Source organism: Streptomyces sp. NPDC050504, from assembly GCF_044458065.1.
Lineage (GTDB): Bacteria > Actinomycetota > Actinomycetes > Streptomycetales > Streptomycetaceae > Streptomyces.
The window spans coordinates 100379-118300 of record NZ_JBITHO010000014.1; the positions used below are offsets into that span (position 1 = coordinate 100379).

At 70.4% G+C, this 17922-nt stretch carries 13 protein-coding genes; 8 read left to right on the forward strand and 5 right to left on the reverse strand.

All coding sequences use genetic code 11. The features are described from left to right. Positions 1-92 precede the first annotated feature (92 nt). The 3 genes from ACIBNE_RS37910 to ACIBNE_RS37920 all read left to right on the forward strand — a co-directional run bounded on the left by ACIBNE_RS37910 (position 93) and on the right by ACIBNE_RS37920 (position 4301). On the forward strand, positions 93-671 hold the full coding sequence (locus tag ACIBNE_RS37910; protein ID WP_399280021.1) for a maleylpyruvate isomerase N-terminal domain-containing protein: 579 nt from the start codon (positions 93-95) through the stop codon (positions 669-671). A gap of 219 nt (positions 672-890) precedes the next feature. Then, the gene (locus tag ACIBNE_RS37915) at positions 891-1379 is read left to right on the forward strand and encodes a TetR/AcrR family transcriptional regulator (RefSeq protein ID WP_399280146.1); all 489 of its coding nucleotides are present in this window, start codon (positions 891-893) and stop codon (positions 1377-1379) included. Positions 1380-1532: 153 nt separating this feature from the next. After that, on the forward strand, positions 1533-4301 hold the full coding sequence (locus ACIBNE_RS37920; protein WP_399280023.1) for an AAA family ATPase: 2769 nt from the start codon (positions 1533-1535) through the stop codon (positions 4299-4301). Between the two features lie 15 nt (positions 4302-4316). Here ACIBNE_RS37920 and ACIBNE_RS37925 read toward each other — a convergent pair whose 3' ends face one another. Further along, a complete protein-coding gene (locus tag ACIBNE_RS37925; protein ID WP_399280025.1) occupies positions 4317-5117 on the reverse strand; it encodes an alpha/beta hydrolase in 801 nt (266 codons plus the stop codon). A 301-nt stretch (positions 5118-5418) separates the two neighbouring features. Between ACIBNE_RS37925 and ACIBNE_RS37930 the strand changes: the two genes are divergently transcribed. Then, positions 5419-5823, forward strand: a complete 405-nt coding sequence (locus ACIBNE_RS37930) for an SsgA family sporulation/cell division regulator (RefSeq protein ID WP_399280027.1) — start codon at positions 5419-5421, stop codon at positions 5821-5823. On the opposite strand, the gene ACIBNE_RS37935 is transcribed toward ACIBNE_RS37930, so the two are convergent. Together ACIBNE_RS37935 and ACIBNE_RS37940 are read right to left on the reverse strand one after the other, a co-directional pair. Further along, a complete protein-coding gene (locus ACIBNE_RS37935) occupies positions 5793-6275 on the reverse strand; it encodes a cupin domain-containing protein (RefSeq protein WP_399280029.1) in 483 nt (160 codons plus the stop codon). The genes ACIBNE_RS37930 and ACIBNE_RS37935 overlap by 31 nt on opposite strands. A 339-nt stretch (positions 6276-6614) precedes the next feature. Beyond that, on the reverse strand, positions 6615-10742 hold the full coding sequence (locus ACIBNE_RS37940; RefSeq protein ID WP_399280031.1) for a GDSL-type esterase/lipase family protein: 4128 nt from the start codon (positions 10740-10742) through the stop codon (positions 6615-6617). A gap of 394 nt (positions 10743-11136) precedes the next feature. Here ACIBNE_RS37940 and ACIBNE_RS37945 point away from each other — a divergent pair, with 394 nt between their 5' ends. From ACIBNE_RS37945 to ACIBNE_RS37955, 3 genes are all read left to right on the forward strand, one after another. Continuing rightward, positions 11137-11292 (forward strand): hypothetical protein, encoded by a 156-nt coding sequence (locus ACIBNE_RS37945; RefSeq protein ID WP_399280033.1) that lies wholly within the window; start codon positions 11137-11139, stop codon positions 11290-11292. 118 nt (positions 11293-11410) lie between these two features. Continuing rightward, a complete protein-coding gene (locus ACIBNE_RS37950; protein WP_399280035.1) occupies positions 11411-11983 on the forward strand; it encodes a hypothetical protein in 573 nt (190 codons plus the stop codon). 90 nt (positions 11984-12073) lie between these two features. Then, positions 12074-12601: a 2'-5' RNA ligase family protein gene (locus tag ACIBNE_RS37955; protein ID WP_399280037.1), complete on the forward strand. Its 528-nt coding sequence runs from the start codon at positions 12074-12076 to the stop codon at positions 12599-12601. 282 nt (positions 12602-12883) lie between these two features. On the opposite strand, the gene ACIBNE_RS37960 is transcribed toward ACIBNE_RS37955, so the two are convergent. Both ACIBNE_RS37960 and ACIBNE_RS37965 read right to left on the reverse strand, forming a co-directional pair. Further along, positions 12884-13312, reverse strand: coding sequence for a hypothetical protein (locus ACIBNE_RS37960; protein ID WP_399280039.1), 429 nt, complete (start codon positions 13310-13312; stop codon positions 12884-12886). A gap of 182 nt (positions 13313-13494) precedes the next feature. Continuing rightward, positions 13495-14790, reverse strand: coding sequence for an NAD(P)/FAD-dependent oxidoreductase (locus ACIBNE_RS37965; protein WP_399280148.1), 1296 nt, complete (start codon positions 14788-14790; stop codon positions 13495-13497). A 1184-nt stretch (positions 14791-15974) separates the two neighbouring features. On the opposite strand from ACIBNE_RS37965, the gene ACIBNE_RS37970 reads away from it, so the two are divergent. After that, a complete protein-coding gene (locus ACIBNE_RS37970) occupies positions 15975-17792 on the forward strand; it encodes a thiamine pyrophosphate-requiring protein (RefSeq protein ID WP_399280150.1) in 1818 nt (605 codons plus the stop codon). Positions 17793-17922: the final 130 nt, after the last annotated feature.

The following is a 17922-nucleotide window of genomic DNA, read 5'->3' on the forward strand; positions in this document are numbered from 1 at the left end:
CGCAGCGGGAGAGGCATCCGCTGGGGCGGACGGCCCCTCGCGGACGCGACAGCCTGACCACGGTCCCCGGGCCACTGCTTTAGCATCTCGGGATGCGCTATCTGGACGACCAGGACATCGACAAGGCCGTGGCTGAGATGGCCGGGGTACTCGGCGCACACGACACGCAGGACTGGTCGGTGCCGGCGGGTTCGTTGGAGTGGAGCTGCTGGACAACGGCCGCCCACATCGCGCACGACCTGCTGGCCTACGCCGGGCAGGTGGCGGGCCGCCCCACCGGGGCCTACCTCCCCTTCGACCTCGCCGTCCGCCCGGACACCGCCCCACGCGAGGTGCTCCAGGTGGTCACCGCCTGCGCGGGGCTGCTCAGCAGTGCTCTGGCCACAGCCGATCCCGGGCTGCGGGCGTGGCACTGGGGGCCGTGCGACCGGACGGGCTTCGCGGCGATGGGCGTCGCCGAAATCCTCCTGCACACCTACGACATCACCCAAGGGCTGGGCGTGCCCTGGCTGCCACCAGCACCGTTGTCCACGAAGGTCCTCTACCGCCTCTTTCCCGACGCCCCGCCCGGCGACCCGGCCCAGGTCCTCCTCTGGTGCACCGGCCGCGGCGAGCTGGGCGACCGCCCCCGCCGCGCCTCCTGGAGCTGGCAAGCAGCCGTCTCCGACTGATCGGTCCACACGGGCCCGCCAAGATGAGCCCGAACTCCGAACACGATGACCGTTCCCGGTCACAGCACCAGCTGTCACACGAGTGCAGCGTTTCCCTCGCCCATCCGCACGGAGTTGAGGCACTGAGTGCGTCAAACTCCCCGTTCCCCGGCTAGACTCCATGCGGTGAGAGCCGACGCAGCGCGCAACCTGGAAACCGTCCTGACCACCGGGGCCCGGATGCTCGCCACCGACCCCGGCGCCAGCATCGCGAGCATCGCCACCGAGGCGGGTGTCGACCGGCGCACCGTCTACCGCCGGTTCGCCTCCCGCGAGGAACTCCTCGCCGCCATCTACGACGCCCGCCTCACCGCCGTCGAACAGGCCATCGTCGACGCCCGGCTGCGCGAGGCGCCCGTCGCCGTCGCCCTGCACCGCTACGTCGAGAACGTCATCGAGGTCAACCGCGCCTGGCCCGTCGACCTGGCACGGATGCTCGCCGACGACACCATCCGCCACCGCAGGGACGCCTCCGTGCGCGAGGTGGACGACTTCCTGCGGCGGGCCGTCGACGAAGGCCTCCTGCGCCCCGGCGAGCCCGAAGGCTGGGCGGGCGCGCTGCTGCCCCAGCTGATGCACCTGGTGTCACGGCACAGCCCCGGGCTGAGCGCGGGCCGGGCGGCGGACCTCGTCGTCGACACCCTGCTCCACGGCCTCGGAGCGAGCTGACACCGCGACCACCCGTGTGTGCACATGTGCCCGATGACCTGGTCAAGGTGCTCGACCACACGGAAAGAACGTTTTCGGCCACACCAGGTGCCAAGGCACCTGGGGGCATCCGCTCTTCTGCGTCAAGATGGGCGGAGGAGGAAGTGGGGGACGATGAAGTCGATCGACGGGGCGATGATCGGCCGGGAGCGCGAACAGGAGGCGCTGTCCGGCTTCGTGACGGCCGCCGGGGGCCGGGCCCTCGTACTGCGGGGCGACACGGGCGTGGGCAAGAGCGCCCTGCTCGACCACGTGACCGGGCTCGCGTCGGACGCGGGGCACAGGGTGGTACGGGCGGCCGGCGTCGAGGCCGAGTCGGAGCTGCCGTTCGCCGGGCTGCACCAGTTGCTGTACCCGCTGTTCCCCTCCATCGACCGGCTGGACGACGGCCACCGGCGGGTCTTCGACGTCGTCTTCGGCAGGAACGAGGGCCCGCCGCCCTCCGTCATGACGCTCGGCATCGCCGTACTCGACCTGCTGTCCCTCGCGGCGTCGCGGGCTCCCGTCCTGCTCGCGCTCGACGACGGCCAGTGGTTCGACACCGCGAGCACCGAGGTGTGCGGCTTCGTGGGACGCCGGCTCACGGGCAGCTCCGTCCGACTCGTCGTCGGCCTCCGCTCCGACGTGCCCTCCGGCTTCGACACGGCCGCACTGCCCGAACTGCCCGTCACCACACTGTCGGAGAAGGCGTCCGAACAGCTCCTGGACGCGCACGCCCCCGGCCTCGACCCCCGGACCCGGCGCCTCGTCCTGGACGAGGCCCGGGGCAACCCCCTGGCGCTGCTGGAGCTGCCGCCCCACGTGCTGCGCGGCGGCCACGCGCGGCAAAGCCGTGCGGACCTGCCCGGTTTCACCGGCACACCCCTGCCCCTGCGCCTCCAGCACGTGTACGGCGCCCGCATCGAGGCCCTCGACGACGCCGTACGGGCGGAACTCCTGCGCGGAGCCCTGGACGGCGTGGGAGCGGGCCCGGCCACCGCACACACCCGCGGAAGGCGCTACCGCCTGCGGGACGCCGACGACGCGGCGGCCTGCGGACTGCTCGACCTGGATCCGCTCAGCGACGACTTCGTCTTCCGCCACCCCCTGGTGCGCTCGACGGTCGTCCAGATGGCGACCCCCAACCAGCGTCGCGCCGCCCACGCGGTCCTCGCCCAGGTGCACCGCGAAGACGTGGAACGGCGCGCCATGCACCTGGCGGCCTCCACCGTCGACCCCGACGAGCAGGTCGCCGCCGCGCTGGAGTCGGCCGCCGAATCCGCGACCCTGCGCGGTGGTTCGCTGGCCGCCGTGTCCTGGCTCACCCGGGCCGCCGAGCTGAGCGAGAGTCACGCGGAACGGTCCCGCAGGCTCGGCAGCGCGGCCTTCGTCGCGGGCCAGGCCAGTCTGCTGGACCGGGCCAGACAGCTGGTACGCCACGACACCGCACCGGGGACCGGCGAGTCACCCGCGTCGGTGATGGCATCGGCGTACGCCGCGCTGTACGAGGACGGGGACGTCCGCTCCTCGCAGCGCCAGGTCCTGGCCGCGATCGAGCACATACGCGACGGCGGCGCACGGGAGCCCAGCGAGGACCTCACCCGGCTGATCAACGTCCTGCTGGCCATCAGCCAGTACGCGAGCGACGAGACTTCGTGGCGGCGCACCCATGAGCTCCTCGGCTCCATGGACGGCCTGGTGGCCCCCAACTCCCGCATCTACCAGGACGCCTGGAGCGACGTGGTACGGCGCGGCGCGGGCGTGTACGAGCGGGTGGAACGCGCCTGTGCCGATCTGCGCGGACTCGAACCGTGGGACACCACCCGGCTGTGTGTCGCCGCCTACCACGTGGACGGCCTCGGCCCGTACCGTCCGCACCTCCAGCGCACCGCGCGGCGCGAAACGGAGACCGGGGCCGCGGCTTCGGCCATGACCATGCTCCACCTGGTCATGCTCGACCAGATGTCGGCCGGTGAGTGGGACGCGGCGGAGCGGACCGGCCACCAGGTCCTGGAGCTGACGACGTCGCACGACAACGCGCTCTTCGTCCACCACACCCAGGCGTACATCGGTCTCCTCGCGGCGATGCGCGGCAGGACCGAGCACGCCCGGGAGCTCCAGGCCGCCGTGGACACCTGGGCCCGCCCGCGCGGCGTCGGCTTCCTCACCCAGATCGCCGACGCCATCGGCACCATGGCCGCGCTCACCGACGGCGACTACGAAGCCGCGTACCTCCATGCCATCGGCATCACGCTTCCCGGCACCTTCACACCCTCGTCCCACCAGGCTTCGCGCACGCTTCTCGATCTCGTCGAGGCCGCCCTGCACACCGGCCGCACCGAGCAGGCACGCCGCCACGCCGTCGCCGCGGACGAGGCCGGGCTGCCTGCCGTCTCCCCGCGTCTCGCCCTCATCACGTACGGGGCACTCGCCATGACGGCCACCGACCCCGCCGAGGCCGATGCCCTGTACCAGCGTGCCGAGAGCCACCCCGCAGGTGCGGCGTTCCCCTTCGAACTCGCCCGGATCCGCCTCGCCCACGGCGTCCGGCTGCGGCACGCCCAGGGGCGCAGGGCCGCACGCCCCGCCCTCACCCTCGCCGCCGAGGCCTTCCAGCGGCTCGGCGCCCCGGCCTGGGCCGAGCGGGCCACGTCCGAGCTGCGGGCGGCGGGTGCCGCCACGCCCACCTCCGTAGCGGACCTCGCGACCCTGACGTGGCAGGAACGCAGGATCGCCGACCTCGCCGCGGGAGGCCTGACCAACAAGGAGATCGGCGCACGCATGCACCTGTCGCCGCGCACCGTCAGCTCCCACCTCTACCGGGTCTTCCCCAAGCTCGGCATCACCTCGCGGGCCGCGCTCCGCGACGCGCTGGGAAAGATGCCGGAGGGCCGGGAGGGCTGACCGCGGGTGACGCGCTCAGCTCTCCGGTGGACGGGCGCGCACGCCCCGTTCGGACAGCCAGCGCAGCACGTGGTCGGCGACCAGGCGCCAGCCGCCGTCGATGACGAGCGAGTGGGCCCGGTCCGCGAACTGCTTGAGGTCGGTCACCGCCGTGGTGTCGCCGTACTGCTTGTACACCGCACGGGTGGCTGCGTCCGGGACGAGCCGGTCCTCCTGCCCCGACACCAGCAGCAGCGGGCCGCGCCGTGCGTTGACGACGTCCGCGGCCGCCCGAGGGCTACGGTGCCCTCCCCCGTACCCCAGGTCGCTGAGCAGGCACAGCGGCGCGGGGACCGCATAGCGCTCGTGGAGGAGACGCGCCTCTTCCACCGCGACGGTGTTCGCGACGACTTGATGGAAACGCTCCGGCGACAGGGACACCACCTGTTCGGCGTCTTCAGTCAACTGTCCCACGTGAAAAGGAAGTTCGAGCTGCGGCACATCGTTGACCGGGGAGGGCGCGATGGCCACGGCGGCGCGTCCGATGTCGGCCGCGATGAGGTGCTGGGCGATGAGCCCGCCGACCGAGTGCCCGATGATCACCGGCGCGATGTCGAAGGAGCGGACGATGCCGGCGTAGTGGTCGGTGAGCACGTCCAGACCGATCCCGCGGAGCACTCCAGGCGATCCGCGCAGCTCCCCAGCGGTCTCGGGCGCACCCGGCCAGCCGGGTGCGCAGGCGAGGAACCCCCGGCTCGCGAAGCGTTCCACCCATGGCTCCCAGGACAGCGCGTGCAGCCACGCGCCATGGATGAACACGACGGGAGTACGTTTCACGGCTGGCTCCTCCGAGCATGACGACCATCCGGCACCGGCGCGGCGGTGACTGTTCCAGGATGGTTCAGGAGCCGGTCGTGGACGACAGTCGAATGACTTAATGTTGCCGGCCCGACGCGCTCGGCCCGACGCCGAGCGCGGTACGCACATCGGGCAGAACGCCTCGAAGCAGACGCTTCCCGTGTGCCGGATGTGCGTCACGGCGGGGTGAAGACGACGGTCAACTGACGTATGCGCGCGCTCCCGCGAGGCGCGACAGTGGGTCGAGCCATCCTCCGCCCCAGGGAAGGACCCACGCGTCATGAGCGGCTATCAACCGGCTGCGCGGACCGGCCGGTCGGCACGACCCGCCCGTCCCCGGCTGACCTTGGACATCGAGCGCCTGCTGGACGTCTCCGCCCGCCAGCCGATCAGAGCCGAGTTCGGTTTCGACCCGGACACCCCGTCGGCCGTGTGGGCGGAGTTCGGCATCGCGGGCGGCCCGTGCGTCAGGTGGCGGATCGGGCGGGATCTGCTGCGGCGGGGCCTGTACGAGAGAAGCGGCACGGGCGACGTCCAGGTCTGGCCGTCGCCCGTGGCGAGCCGGGCCACCGCGTGGCTCCAGTTGGCCTCCGACGACATGGCAGCCCTGTTCGAACTGCCGGTACCGCCCCTGGCGGAGTGGCTCGACCACACCTACGCCGCCGTGCCCGCCTCGTGCTCGTAGGTGGTGACCAGCGGCTTCGTCTCGTCGACGACATAGGTGGAGAGCATCATCGTCGTCACCTTGCCGATGTTGCGGGCGTTGTGGATGACACCGTCCGGGATGAGGAAGGGGTCTCCGGTGCGCAGCCGCAGCGGCGGCCGGTCGTCGAACTCCATCAGCACGTCGCCGCGAACGATGTAGCCGACCTCGATACCGGGGTGGCTGTGCCGCCCCGACTCCTTGTGCCGCGGTATCTCCACGAGGGTCTGCACGGCGTCCCACCCCTCGGCGGGCGACGGGGTCTTCTGGAGCAGAGTGCGGGTGACGCCCCCGGTGGGATCGGGGTCCCCGGTACGGGTGGCGGCGCTCCGGGCGGGCGCCGCCGCCGCAGGAGCGGCCGACAGGGTGGCGGCGCTCAGCGCACCGGCCGCGGCCGCGCCGCTCGTACGCAGGAGATGACGTCGGTTGATCATGGGATCTCTCCACTCGTAGAAGAAGGAGGGAAGAAGGCAGGGGGAAGGCCGAAGCCGCGCGGAGGGAGCGGCGACCCTTCACACCTCAAGGCAACCATGTTCCTGAAACACATACAAGGGTGACTGTCACCAATATACGTATGAGCGTGTGTGCCCGAGCGCAGCAGCTCATGGAGGTGTCGCGCGGCCGCAGGTTCACCGAGAACCGATCCAGACAGAGTTACCTGTTGGATCGGTGATTTTCTGTGCCTGCGGGACCGCATGCGAAACGCCCGCTTCCGGCGAGCCGAAGCTCATCGGAAGCGGGCGCACAGGGGGTGCTGGCCGGTTGGCCTGGCCTCAGGAGCGGTAGTCGCGCAGGAAGAGCGAATTGCTCAGGTCGGTACGGGAGGCGTTGACCCCGTTGCCCCCTGTGTAGTTGTTGCTCTCGTTCTCCGCCCAGTCCTGAATGGGGCCCGCGCCCGTCCTCAGGTGCTGGAACGTGCTCGCGTCCCCGCCCGCCGAGCCGAACTGGAACACCTTGGAGCGGTCCGCGTAGGGCCAGTAGGGCTCGTACGGACCGTTCTGGGTCAGCTGCTTGGTCAGCGTGTTGTGGAAGAACACGTTCTGCGGACCGCTGGATCCCGACCAGCCGACGCCCTTGCTGCCCGCGGCCCAGTAGACCGGCCACCAGGTGCCCTTGTCCCCCGCGCCCCCCTCACCGCCGCAGTTGGCCTCGCACTCGCCCGACGAGTGGTTGTAGGGCACGTGAACCGTGTTGTTCTCGAAGAGGTTGCGGCGCTCCCAGCCGCCGTGCAGATTCAGGTCGGAGTCGAAGTCGTTGCCGACGGCGACGTTGCCCGAAGCCGACCACTGGAAGGTGAAGTGCCTCAGGTTGCGGCTGGTGTTGAAGGCGTACAGGGAGTCCCAGACCCGGGATCCCCGCAGATAGCCGTTGCCGCCCTTGCCCTTGTTCCAGGAACCGTCGAAGACGTTCCGCTCCAGCTGGATGTTCCTGGCCACCTCGGTGACGACCGGGTGGGAGCCCACCATGTCGGCCCGGACGCCGCGCACCCAAGAGTCGGACGCCCACTTGAAGACGATGCCGTGCATGGCGTACTCGGGCGCCATGTTTCCGTAGTTGTGCACCGCCTTGGCCGGGTCGAGCTGGTACGTACCGCCCCTGAGCTTGGGCAGGCCGGTCATGTCCTGGGTGAAGGAGAAGTCCTCGAAGCCCACGTCGGTGATCATCTTCAGCGCGGTGACCTTGCTGGCGTAGGGCTTGCCGCCCACCCCCAGCGGCGGGGAGCCGTCGGACGTGGAGTCGACGGGCACGTCGTACTCCAATGGCTTGTCGATGGTGACGGTGTGCTTGCCCGCGTCCACCGCGGTGATGGTGAACACCTGCTGGCGCATGTGCAGGTTCTCCAGCCTGCCGTCGTCCGCCGAGGCGCCCGCGACCTGCTGTTCCTGGTAGAACTTCAGGCTGTTGGCGGCGCCCACCCACAGATCGCCGCCCGGCTTGAAGAGGTCCATCTTCGCCTTGGCGTTCAGCTGGATGGTCCGCTCGCCCTGGCGCGCCGCGTAGTTGGCGTCGGCCGCGGATCCCGCCACGGCGACCCCCGACTCCCAGTGCTGGTTGACCGAACCCTCGAAGAGGTCGCGGCGGTTCTCCGGAATCTTGTCGGGGAAGCCGCAGATCGACTTGTACTTCTCGGCCGCCTCCCTGGTCTGCACCCGGAAGAGCCCGCGCCCCGGCCAGATCCACCCGCCCGTACCGACGTTGTTGCCCGTCGTGAACGCACACTTGTGGGTCATGCCGTTCTGGTTCCAGCGGTCTCCGTTCTCGGTCAGGGCGTCGTAGCGGGTGTTCTCGTCGGGGCGGAAGACGATCCGCGAGCCGTTCGCCGGATCCGACCCCTGTCCCCGGACGAGCAGGTAGGAGGCGTCGACGGAGAGCTGCTTGCTGACGTTGAGCACGCCCTTGGGCAGTTCGATGACCGACAGCCTGCCCGGATTCGCCGACGGAGTGCAGGAGTTTCGGATCCTGTCGATGGCGCCCTGGAGGCCTGCCGTGTCGTCCTGTCCGTCGTCGGCCTTCACCTTGAACTGCTGCTCAAGGGCGGACGGCGTGAGGTGGCAGGCGGGGTCGGGGTTGCGGGAAGCGGCGCCCGGCAGCACCTCACCGGCGCGGTAGCCGACGCGGCTCCAGTCGGGCAGGCCCGCGACGGGATCGCGGCGGTTGCTGCGGCTCAGCGACGTGCTGTTGTCGACCGTCCCGTCGACGTCCCCGGGCCGCGCGGACGGTTTGCCCACGCAGGACGAGAACACCGGGACGTCACTCAGCTGCGCCGCGATCTTCGTCAGACAGGCGGACAGGGCCAGCTGGCCGTAGTGGTTGGGGTGGATCGCCTCCTGCTGGTTGCCCTGGGCCTGCCAGGGCAGGTCCTTGAGCCCCTCGACCACGTACGGCACCCAGCGCACCCACTCGGCGCGCTCGGCCGGCAGCGGGGAGGACAGCTTGTGGCCCGAACCGGCCTGCTGCGTCGTCCTGCTGCACAGCTCGTGCCCGGCGAACGCGTCCTGGAGGTCCAGGAAGGACACCCCGGCCTCGTTCGCCGCGCCGCGCAGCATGGCGCTGATCCGGGGAACCACCGAGCTGTGCGCCCAGTCGCTGTCCGCGTCCAGGAAGGGGCAGCCGCCCTGGAGATAGCGGCTGTAGTTGGCCGGAGGAATCGGGGCGTTCTCCGGGTCGCGGTAGTCACGGCCGAGCGGCAGGGGGTTGGGGTAGGACTGGAGCACGATCTGGTACGAGCCGTCCGGCTGGCCCGCGTCGTGCAGCGTCGTGCGGATCGCCGCGACCGTCTGGACGACCTTGGCCCTGGCCGGGGCCAGCCCGTCGGCGAACTCCTTCTCCTTGGCGCCGCGGCAGCCCTTGTTGAACAGGGACGGGTAGAAGTACGCCTTGACGCAGTCCTGGAGGATGTCGGCGAACTTCAGGTCGTTGCCGCCGACCGACAGCACCACCAGCCGTACGTCGTTGTTCTGCGCGATGTCGCGCAGGTCATCGACCTGGGGCCGCTGCCCCTTGAACCCGGTCGTCGTGACGTTGTCCGTCGTCGCGCCGGAACAGGCGATGTTGAACCGCCTCTCCCCCGGCACGTCCTGGTAGGCCAGTCCCCTGATCTCGGCGGAGTCCGAGCGGTCGCACGCGCTGCCGCCCTTGTCGTACGAGGTGTCGCCGTAGACCTTGGACGTGTCGTGGTCGCAGACGCTCTCCTCGCCGTTGCAGTTCACCGCGGCACGGTCGGTGCCCCACGCGGAACCGTTCGCCGAGGCCGCGGCGTTGCCCGCCCAGCGCCCTCCCTCACCGGAGATGTAGCTGTCCCCCATGGAGACCACCGCGGTCGGCAGACCGCAGGCGTCCCCCGCGGCACGCGCGACGCGGGACGCGTCCGTGGGGTTGTAGATGGTCGGATTCGCGAACTTCCACGCGGTCCTGCAGTCCGCGCCGCCGTTCGTGGCGAACCTCACCGGCCAGTGGTCGGAATGGCCACGCTGGTCGCTCCGCGCCACGTGGAGGTCCTGGAGCTGGTCGCTGGAGATCATGTAGTCGAGCGCGTACTCGGACTTCTGCGTGTAGATCGGCGGGCCGTCCGGCTTGCTGTTCGTCGTCGCGTAGAACGTGTTCGGGAACGTGGCGCGGGTGACGTCCGCGAGGCTGTTGAAGTCGCCCATGGCACGCCACGACTTGCCGGCCATCTGTCGGCTGATCGTGTTGACCAGGGCGACGGCGTGCGGGTTGGGCTTCTCGCCGGACCGGATCGACGCGGCGTGGATGTTGAAGTACCAGGTGCCGCCGACCTCGACGCCGAACGCGGGGCGGGTCCTGATCCACTTGTTGTTCGGGGACTCGGCGGGGAAGATCTTCACGCGGGCCTTGAGGTCCCCGATGTCCTTGGGCACGTCGCGCAGGTAGATCGCCATGGACTTCTGGGTGTTGCGGTCCTTGACCGGCGTCCCCGGCGTCCCCTCCTCCTGCTCCTCCTCATCGTCCGGGTCGGTGCCCGGAGTGCCACCGGGAGCGGGCTTGGTGGGGTCCGGCCCCCAGGCGTTCTGGTCGAGGATCTTCAGATAGAGCAGGACGCCGTCCGGCTGCCGTGACCCCTGGCCGCCCCACTTCTTCGCGTAGAGACGGTACTTGAGGCTGGGATAGCCCTTCACCGTCTTCGCGGTGTCGTCGAGGTTGTCGCCGATCTCCTCGGCCTCGGCCGTGAACTTCTCGTACGGAGCCGTCGTGGCCTCCTGCAGCGCCACCACGTCGGAGTTGGCGAGCAGATTCGCCCTGACGTCGTACCAGGACGTGCCGCCCTGCATGTTGAACGTGATGGCCGTCTTGGCCAGCCGCTCGATCGCCTGCGCGGGAGCGGCGGGCGCGACCAGCGCTACGAGCGAGGCGAGCAGCGCCAGGCACAGGCCCAGCGCCACGGTACCCACCCGCCGGGCAGTCGGTCTGTGCCGGGATCCGCGCCCCGGCGTACGTATGGACAAGGCTCTGTCTCTCTTTCCTTGGGTGGACGGGGGAGGGAGGAAGAGGCGAACCTCTTCAACAGGTGACGATGCTGGCATGTGTCTCTCCGGACCGTCAACGCACCCATGACACACATACAGGGTTTCGGTCATCGCTCGACACATGTCGATGTTCACACACACATGAAGATGCTCGACACCTGCTACTCTGCGGACGTCCCAGAGCTCCTTGGGGACCGGCCCAATGGGATCGAGGAGCAGCGGAGGTCGCCTCCGTATTCCGCGACCTGTCCTTCACCGTGCCCACCAGCCGTACCGGTCCGGTCGCCCCAACCGCGGGGCCCGGTGCGAGATGTCCGTGACACCGGAGCGGCTCAACGCCTGGTTCCTGGAGTCCGGGCCCGTGGAGACGATCACACCGGGTGACGAGAAGTGCGACGACAGGATCGGGGCCGCGGCCTACCGCGCGCGGAAGAAGACCGCGCCCGTGACACACCCCGTAGCGTAGGCACGACGCCTACGGCGAACGATGTCGTTGCCGCTCACATGTATCAACACCCGTCTGCACAACACCCTCGGTGTGTGTACCATGCGCAGCACCATCCATATCGAGGGAGTGACCGGTTGTGAGCAGCCATTCAGCCGCCGAACTCCGATCGCGGTACGTCGAGCAGGTCGCGTCGGAACTGGAGGAGAACCGCAGGCTTCAGGCGGAGCTGACGAAGAAGGTCGAGGTGTTGCGGCAGGAAGAGGCACTGCTGACGGACATACTCGTCCTCGCCGAGCGGTACGAAGGCTTCGCGGACCCATCGCGTCTGCCGGTGCAGACGCAGGATGACCCCGCCGTCACACCTGCGAACCGCGACGGCACCATCGCGGCGGCCGAGCGGCCCGCGACGCCGAGCGGCACGTCCACCCCTGCGACCGGAGCGAAGAGCCGCACGCGGAGGACCGCGCGCGGCACATCGGGAGAGCCGCTGCTCGGGGACCTGCTGATGAATCTGCTCGGCGAGCATGACGAGCCCCGCGCGGCGAAGGAACTGCGGGATGAACTCCTGGAGAAGCACCCGAGCCGCAATCCGACCCCGCAAGTGGTCCGCAACGCCCTGGAGTTCCTGGTGTCCAAGGGCCGCATCCAGCGCCACAAGCAGCAGCGGTCCGTGCTGTACACCTTGGTGACGTCGCCCGACACCACCTGAGATCGCACCTGCGAACGGTCTCCCCCGTTCCTCTCGCCCACCTCCCGGGGCAACGCGCGCAGGGACGGACCTGCCTGCGATGATGACGGCGTGCCAGCGCCAGGGACCACCGCCGTCGTCATCGTCCTGCCCGAGGCCGGACCGCTCCTCGACGCGGCGTGGCGCATCGACCCGGCTCTGGTGCGCCGTGGAGTGCCCGCGCATGTTTCGCTCCTCTACCCGTTCGTGCCGGAATCGGCGCTGACGGATCAGGACGAGAAGGACGTACGTTCCCTGGCTGCGCGTTTCCCAGCAGCTGAGCTGCTCTTGGAGGAGATCGTGACGGAGTCCGGATTCGTCGCCGTCACCGTTCCGGAGCTCCAGCCGATCGTCGACGCGTTCCGCGCCCAGTGGCCCGGGGTGCGCCCGTACGGCGGCCGCTTCGGGGCTCGGTCCACCGCTCACGTCACTGTCTCCATGGGGGCGGACAACCCGACAACAGCCGCCCACGTCCGCACAGCGATCGGCCGTTTGCTGCCGCTGCGCACCCGTGCGACGGCGATCCTGTTGGCGGTACTGACGGAGGAAGGCTGGCGGCCGCGGTTCACCGTGCCGCTCGGCGTCCCAGACCAGCCGTAGCCACCAGCCTTCACCCCGGCCGCGACCACAGCCGGAGACCGCAGCTCCCCGTCCTCGGTACAGCGTCGGCCACCTCGGGCCGGGAGCGATCCGGATCGGCGACGGCCAGTGGACCGGATGCCGAGAAGGAGTCCCCGTTCCTGAACGGCACCTGTCCACCGCTGGTCGTGGAGGTCGCCCGAAACTCGCGTGTGGCTGCTGACACAGTCCCCAAGTGGCGGCGCCGATTCCTGGTGGACCCTCTTCCCTCCCGGTGCGCTGTCCGACGGCTGCCCCTCCCCGCTACAGGGTGCCGCTCTCCAACCGGACCTGCACCTCGATCTCCTGGTCCCCTGCCACCTGCCCGACCGCACGAACGCCGAAGGCACCGCGCAACTCGGTGAGGACGCGCCGCACAGCCACCGGCGGGCCTTGCAGAGCCGCGTCGACGGTGCCGTGCAAGTGCGTCATGTGCGCCGTGCCGCCGCTCCCGTTCCGGCCTGTGGCCGACTCCTCGCGTTCTTCCCTGTGCCCCACGACCTGTTCCTCGGCGACGAGGACCACCGTCCATACCTGCGACCGGCTCCGCGGCACACCGGGATCGCCGCCGATCGCGCGATCGCCACCGAAGCGGTCGCGCAGCACCGCCATCACCGTGTACGCGTCCTGCGGCGTGCACCGGTCAAGCAAAGCCTGCACCTGTGGTCGGCTGGTCTTCTCCGTCTGGCTCATGCGTCACGCCTCCTCGCCGGGGTTCTCGCACCAACGCGCGGCGCCGGCGCCGTGTGCACCGGACGAACCGTGCAGGGCACCCCGGGTGCCCCAGGCCGTGACGGCTCAAACGCGCGACCGGTCCGTGCCGCCGTCCCGTCGTTCCCGAACTGGCGGCCGGGTCTGTGGCCGGACCCGCGCGATCAGCTCTCCGTGTCGGATGCCGGGCTCCCCGGTACACGGGCCTGTTCGGGCGCGGAGCTGTCGATGGGCACCGACCAGGAGCGTACGAGTCCGAGCTGGACACCCTGGCGGGGCAGTACCGCGTCCAGGAGCCAGTCGGCTCCGACCCGCACGCGGTTGCCGGGCATCGCGGCGAGGTGGTAACCGCGGGTCACAGCCCCGGCGGTCGCCCCGGAGAGCGGGACACCGACCGGATTCGCGGCCGCCTGCACTCCGCCGAGGTCGACGGCGAACCCGAGGTCGTGGTGCTTGTACGGACGTGCGGTTCCGTATCCGAGTGACGCCGCGAGATTGCGGCCCGCCAGCTTGCCCTGCCGTGCCGCGTGCTGCGCGGTCATGGGGGTCAGTGCACCGGGCCGGGTGAGGTCGGGCACGGCCTCGGCGTCACCACAGGCGTACACCTCAGGATGCCCCGGCACCCTCAGGTCGGGCCCGACCAGCAGCCGCCCCCGCTCCACCGCGAGGCCCAGCTCGGAGACGAGCGGGTCGGGGCGCACTCCCACGCACCAGATCAACGTGCGGGTCGGGACGGACTCGCCGTCGTCGAGAAGGACTCCGTCTCCGGTCGCCTCCTTCACCGAAGTGCCGGTACGGATGTCGACACCGCGCCTGCGCAGAACCCGGTCAGCGGTGACCGACAGCCTGCGATCCAGCTCGGGCAGCACCCGGTCAGCGATGTCGAGGAGGATCCAGCGGGCGGGAACGCGCCGGTCGAGGGCTCCGGTGAGCATGACGCCGTGGGCGGCGACCTCGGTGCCCGTGTAGCCCGCGCCGACGACCACGAAGGTGCGCCGCGCGGCCCGCAGCGCGGGGTCGTCCGTCCCCTGGGCGGCCAGTTCCATCTGCCGGATGACGTGATCGCGGAAGTAGAGCGCCTCGGGCATGCCCCGGAAGCCGTGCGCGTGCTCGGTCACTCCCGGCACCGGGAGCAGCTTGTTGACGCTGCCGACGGCCAGGACGAGCCGGTCGTAGGGAAGTTCCCCGCCGAGTCCCTCCGGGCCCGTGTAGTGCACGGTCCTGGATTCCAGGTCGATGCGACCCGCTTCTCCGAGGACGAACCGCACCCCTGGGAGGGTTCCTGTCAGCGAGACGGTGACCCTGCGGGGTTCCAGGAGTCCGGCGGCGACCTGGGGCAGCAGGGGCAGATAGAGGAAGTAGTCGGTGGGATTGAGCAAGGTGATGCGTGCCCGGCCGCGCAGTCTCCGCCGTAGGACACGGGTGGCCTGGTATCCGGCGAATCCTGCACCGACGACCACGATGCGGGGGCGGTGAGGAGTGTGGACGGTCACTGCTGCCTCCCTGGGGCTGCTGTGTCCGGGCCCCTCCGGTGCCCGCTGGGCCCGGACGGCGCCGTGGACCGGCGGGCACGTCGCCGCGGCCCCGGGCTGCCGTGAGGGCGAACAGGGGTACGGCATACGGAGAGTGGTGGCAGGGCGACGGCGGCCGTGTTGGACACGGCGTGGACCAATCCGGCCCGCCGCTGCGAACGGCGCGGCTCCGCCGAGTCGACGCCGCCCGCCGTCGGCTCGGGAACGACTGCGGTGATGCCGACGCCGACCAGCAGGTCCGCCTCGCGGCAGCGGCCGGGGCGCGGGCCCAGGATGGCTGCGGCCAACCACCTGCCGTGGAACAGACGACGACCGCGCCCCAGCGGCAAGGAGCGCACTCCCGCCCGGAGCGCGTCGATCGCCCCGTCCGCGCGCGACTCCCGTTCCAGTCGTTCCAACAACGGCAGGACCCGGTTCTGCCGCGCACTGCGACGTACAGACATTCTCATGGGCTCCGGGTCCCCTCGGAGGGGCGGACCAAACGAGGCCGCGCCGTTGGCGCGGCGCCGTCCGGGCATGGGGTCCGGCCGCGGCGGTGATGCACGGGGCTTCGGCCACCTCGAACTGCGACTGTTCCAACGGGAGGGGCACCACCTGCGTCAGTGCGCCGATCACCGGCCAGACGCAGGACCCCGGCCCTTGTCTGGAGAAATCCGGGGCGAGGCTAGGGGGCGGGAGCACGGGCCCGCCGGGTCCTGGCTGAGTGCCGGGACCGGTGTGAGGGGCTTGAGGAGGGGTACTCGCGGCACCGCACGGGGTTGGCCGGCCCCACGTGCGACGTGTCGACGAGAAAGGCGGACGAGGGCATGGCCGGTAATGCTGCCCGTCACTCCTCTACCACCTCCCTGGACACGGCTCGTCCGGAGTCGGCCCTGCGCGACGAGGCCGAGGGTGAGGTGCGGTTCGACGCGGGGAGCCAGGGCCCGCTCCACGGAGGGGTGCGACCACCGGCAGACACCCGTCGGGCTGGTCGTGCCCCGCTCGGGTGAGGGGGGCGCCCTGAGCGCCGCGGGCCTGCTCGCTGCCCGACGAGCAGCGGGAGAACCGCGGGCACAGCGATCCATCGCCCCACCTGCCCACAGCACACACACAGAGAGGTCACTCCCGTGTCGATGAAGGTCTCCGACTACGTTCTGCACCGGCTGCGCGAGTGGCAGGTCGAGCACGTCTTCGCCTACCCGGGAGACGGGATCAACGGGCTCCTCGCCGCCTGGGGACGGGCCGACAACAAGCCGGAGTTCGTCCAGGCACGGCACGAGGAGATGTCCGCCTTCGAGGCGGTCGGCTACGCAAAGTTCTCGGGCCGGATCGGAGTGTGCGCGGCGACATCCGGGCCGGGCGCCATCCACCTGCTCAACGGCCTGTACGACGCGAAGCTCGACCACGTACCCGTCGTCGCGATCGTCGGGCAGACCAACCGCAGTGCTATGGGTGGTTCCTACCAGCAGGAAGTCGACCTCGCCAGCCTGTACAAGGACGTCGCCTCGGACTTCTGCGAAACCGTGACCGTACCCGAACAGTTGCCCAACGTCATCGACCGCGCGATGCGCACCGCCCACGCGCGGCGCTCGGTCACCGCGGTCATAATCCCGGCAGACGTTCAGGAGCTGGACCACACGCCGCCGACGCACGCGTTCAAGATGGTGCCGTCCAGCCTGGGCATGCCCGCTTACACAGCCGTGCCTGAGGCCGACGAGGTCACCCGGGCCGCCGAGCTGCTCAACGCCGGGCAGAAGGTCGCCGTGCTCATCGGCCAGGGCGCCCGGGGAGCCCGCACCGAGGTCGAGGCACTCGCCGATCTCCTGGGGGCCGGAGTGGCGAAGGCGCTCCTGGGCAAGGACGCGCTGCCCGACGACCTGCCGTACGTCACCGGAGCGATCGGGCTGCTCGGGACTCGGCCCAGCTACGAATTGATGCGGGAGTGCGACACACTGCTCGTGATCGGCTCCAACTTCCCGTACACCCAGTTCATGCCCAGCCTCGACCAGGCCCGCGCAGTACAGATCGACATCGATCCCCACATGGTGGGCCTGCGCTACCCCTTCGAGGTCAATCTCGTCGGCGATGCCCGCGAGACCCTGCGCCGCCTGTTGCCGCAGCTGGAGCGCAAACAGCACGGCAAGTGGCGCAAGAAGATCGAGAAGGACACGGCCCGCTGGTGGGAGGTCATGCAGCGCCGGGCCGCCGTCGACGCCGACCCGGTCAACCCCGAGTACGTCGTCCACACCCTCGACGCGCTCCTGCCCGACGACTCGCTCATCGCGGCCGACTCCGGCTCGGCCGCCAACTGGTACGCCCGCCACCTCCGGATGCGCGGAACGATGCGCGGCACGCTCTCCGGCACCCTGGCAACGATGGGGCCCGGAGTGCCCTACGTCATCGGGGCGAAGTTCGCGCACCCGGACCGGCCCGCCATCGCCCTGGTCGGGGACGGGGCCATGCAGATGAACGGCATGGCCGAGCTGATCACCGTCGCGAAATACTGGTACGAGTGGTCCGACCCGCGGCTGGTCGTCGCCGTCCTCAACAACCAGGACCTCAACCAGGTCACCTGGGAGATGCGTGCCATGTCCGGCGCGCCCCAGTTCCTGCCCTCGCAGTCCATCCCCGACGTCGCGTACGCGGACTTCGCCCGTTCCCTCGGGCTCGGCGGCGTACGCGTCGAGAAGCCCGGCGACGTCGACGGTGCGTGGCGCCGGGCGCTGGCCGCCGACCGGCCCTTCGTCATCGACTTCCGCACCGACCCCGCCGTCCCCCCGATCCCGCCCCACGCCACGCTCGACCAGATCGAGGCGGCCGCCGCCTCGATCCTCAAGGGCGACAGCGACCGCACCGGCATGATCCGACAGGGCATCAAGGCGAAGGTGCAGGAAATGCTGCCCGGGAACCGGCACCGCGACGACCGGCCCGGCGCCGGGGGAAAACGGTGACGGCCGGCCCCTTGAGAGCCACGCGTTAGGGCCGAGGATCACGGGGAACCCGGGCGTCGGCCGACGGTCGGATCGACCGGTCGGCCAGGAGGCACGTAGCCAGGAAACGAGTGGTGAAGAGAGCGAGGTG

Coding starts and splice junctions, on each gene's coding strand:
- ACIBNE_RS37970 (WP_399280150.1), top strand. CDS start 15,975: ATGAAGGTCTCCGACTACGTTCTGCACCGGCTGCGCGAGTGGCAGGTC.
- ACIBNE_RS37960 (WP_399280039.1), bottom strand. CDS start 13,312: ATGAGCCAGACGGAGAAGACCAGCCGACCACAGGTGCAGGCTTTGCTT.
- ACIBNE_RS37930 (WP_399280027.1), top strand. CDS start 5,419: ATGAGCGGCTATCAACCGGCTGCGCGGACCGGCCGGTCGGCACGACCC.
- ACIBNE_RS37910 (WP_399280021.1), top strand. CDS start 93: ATGCGCTATCTGGACGACCAGGACATCGACAAGGCCGTGGCTGAGATG.
- ACIBNE_RS37920 (WP_399280023.1), top strand. CDS start 1,533: ATGAAGTCGATCGACGGGGCGATGATCGGCCGGGAGCGCGAACAGGAG.
- ACIBNE_RS37935 (WP_399280029.1), bottom strand. CDS start 6,275: ATGATCAACCGACGTCATCTCCTGCGTACGAGCGGCGCGGCCGCGGCC.
- ACIBNE_RS37915 (WP_399280146.1), top strand. CDS start 891: ATGCTCGCCACCGACCCCGGCGCCAGCATCGCGAGCATCGCCACCGAG.
- ACIBNE_RS37945 (WP_399280033.1), top strand. CDS start 11,137: ATGTCCGTGACACCGGAGCGGCTCAACGCCTGGTTCCTGGAGTCCGGG.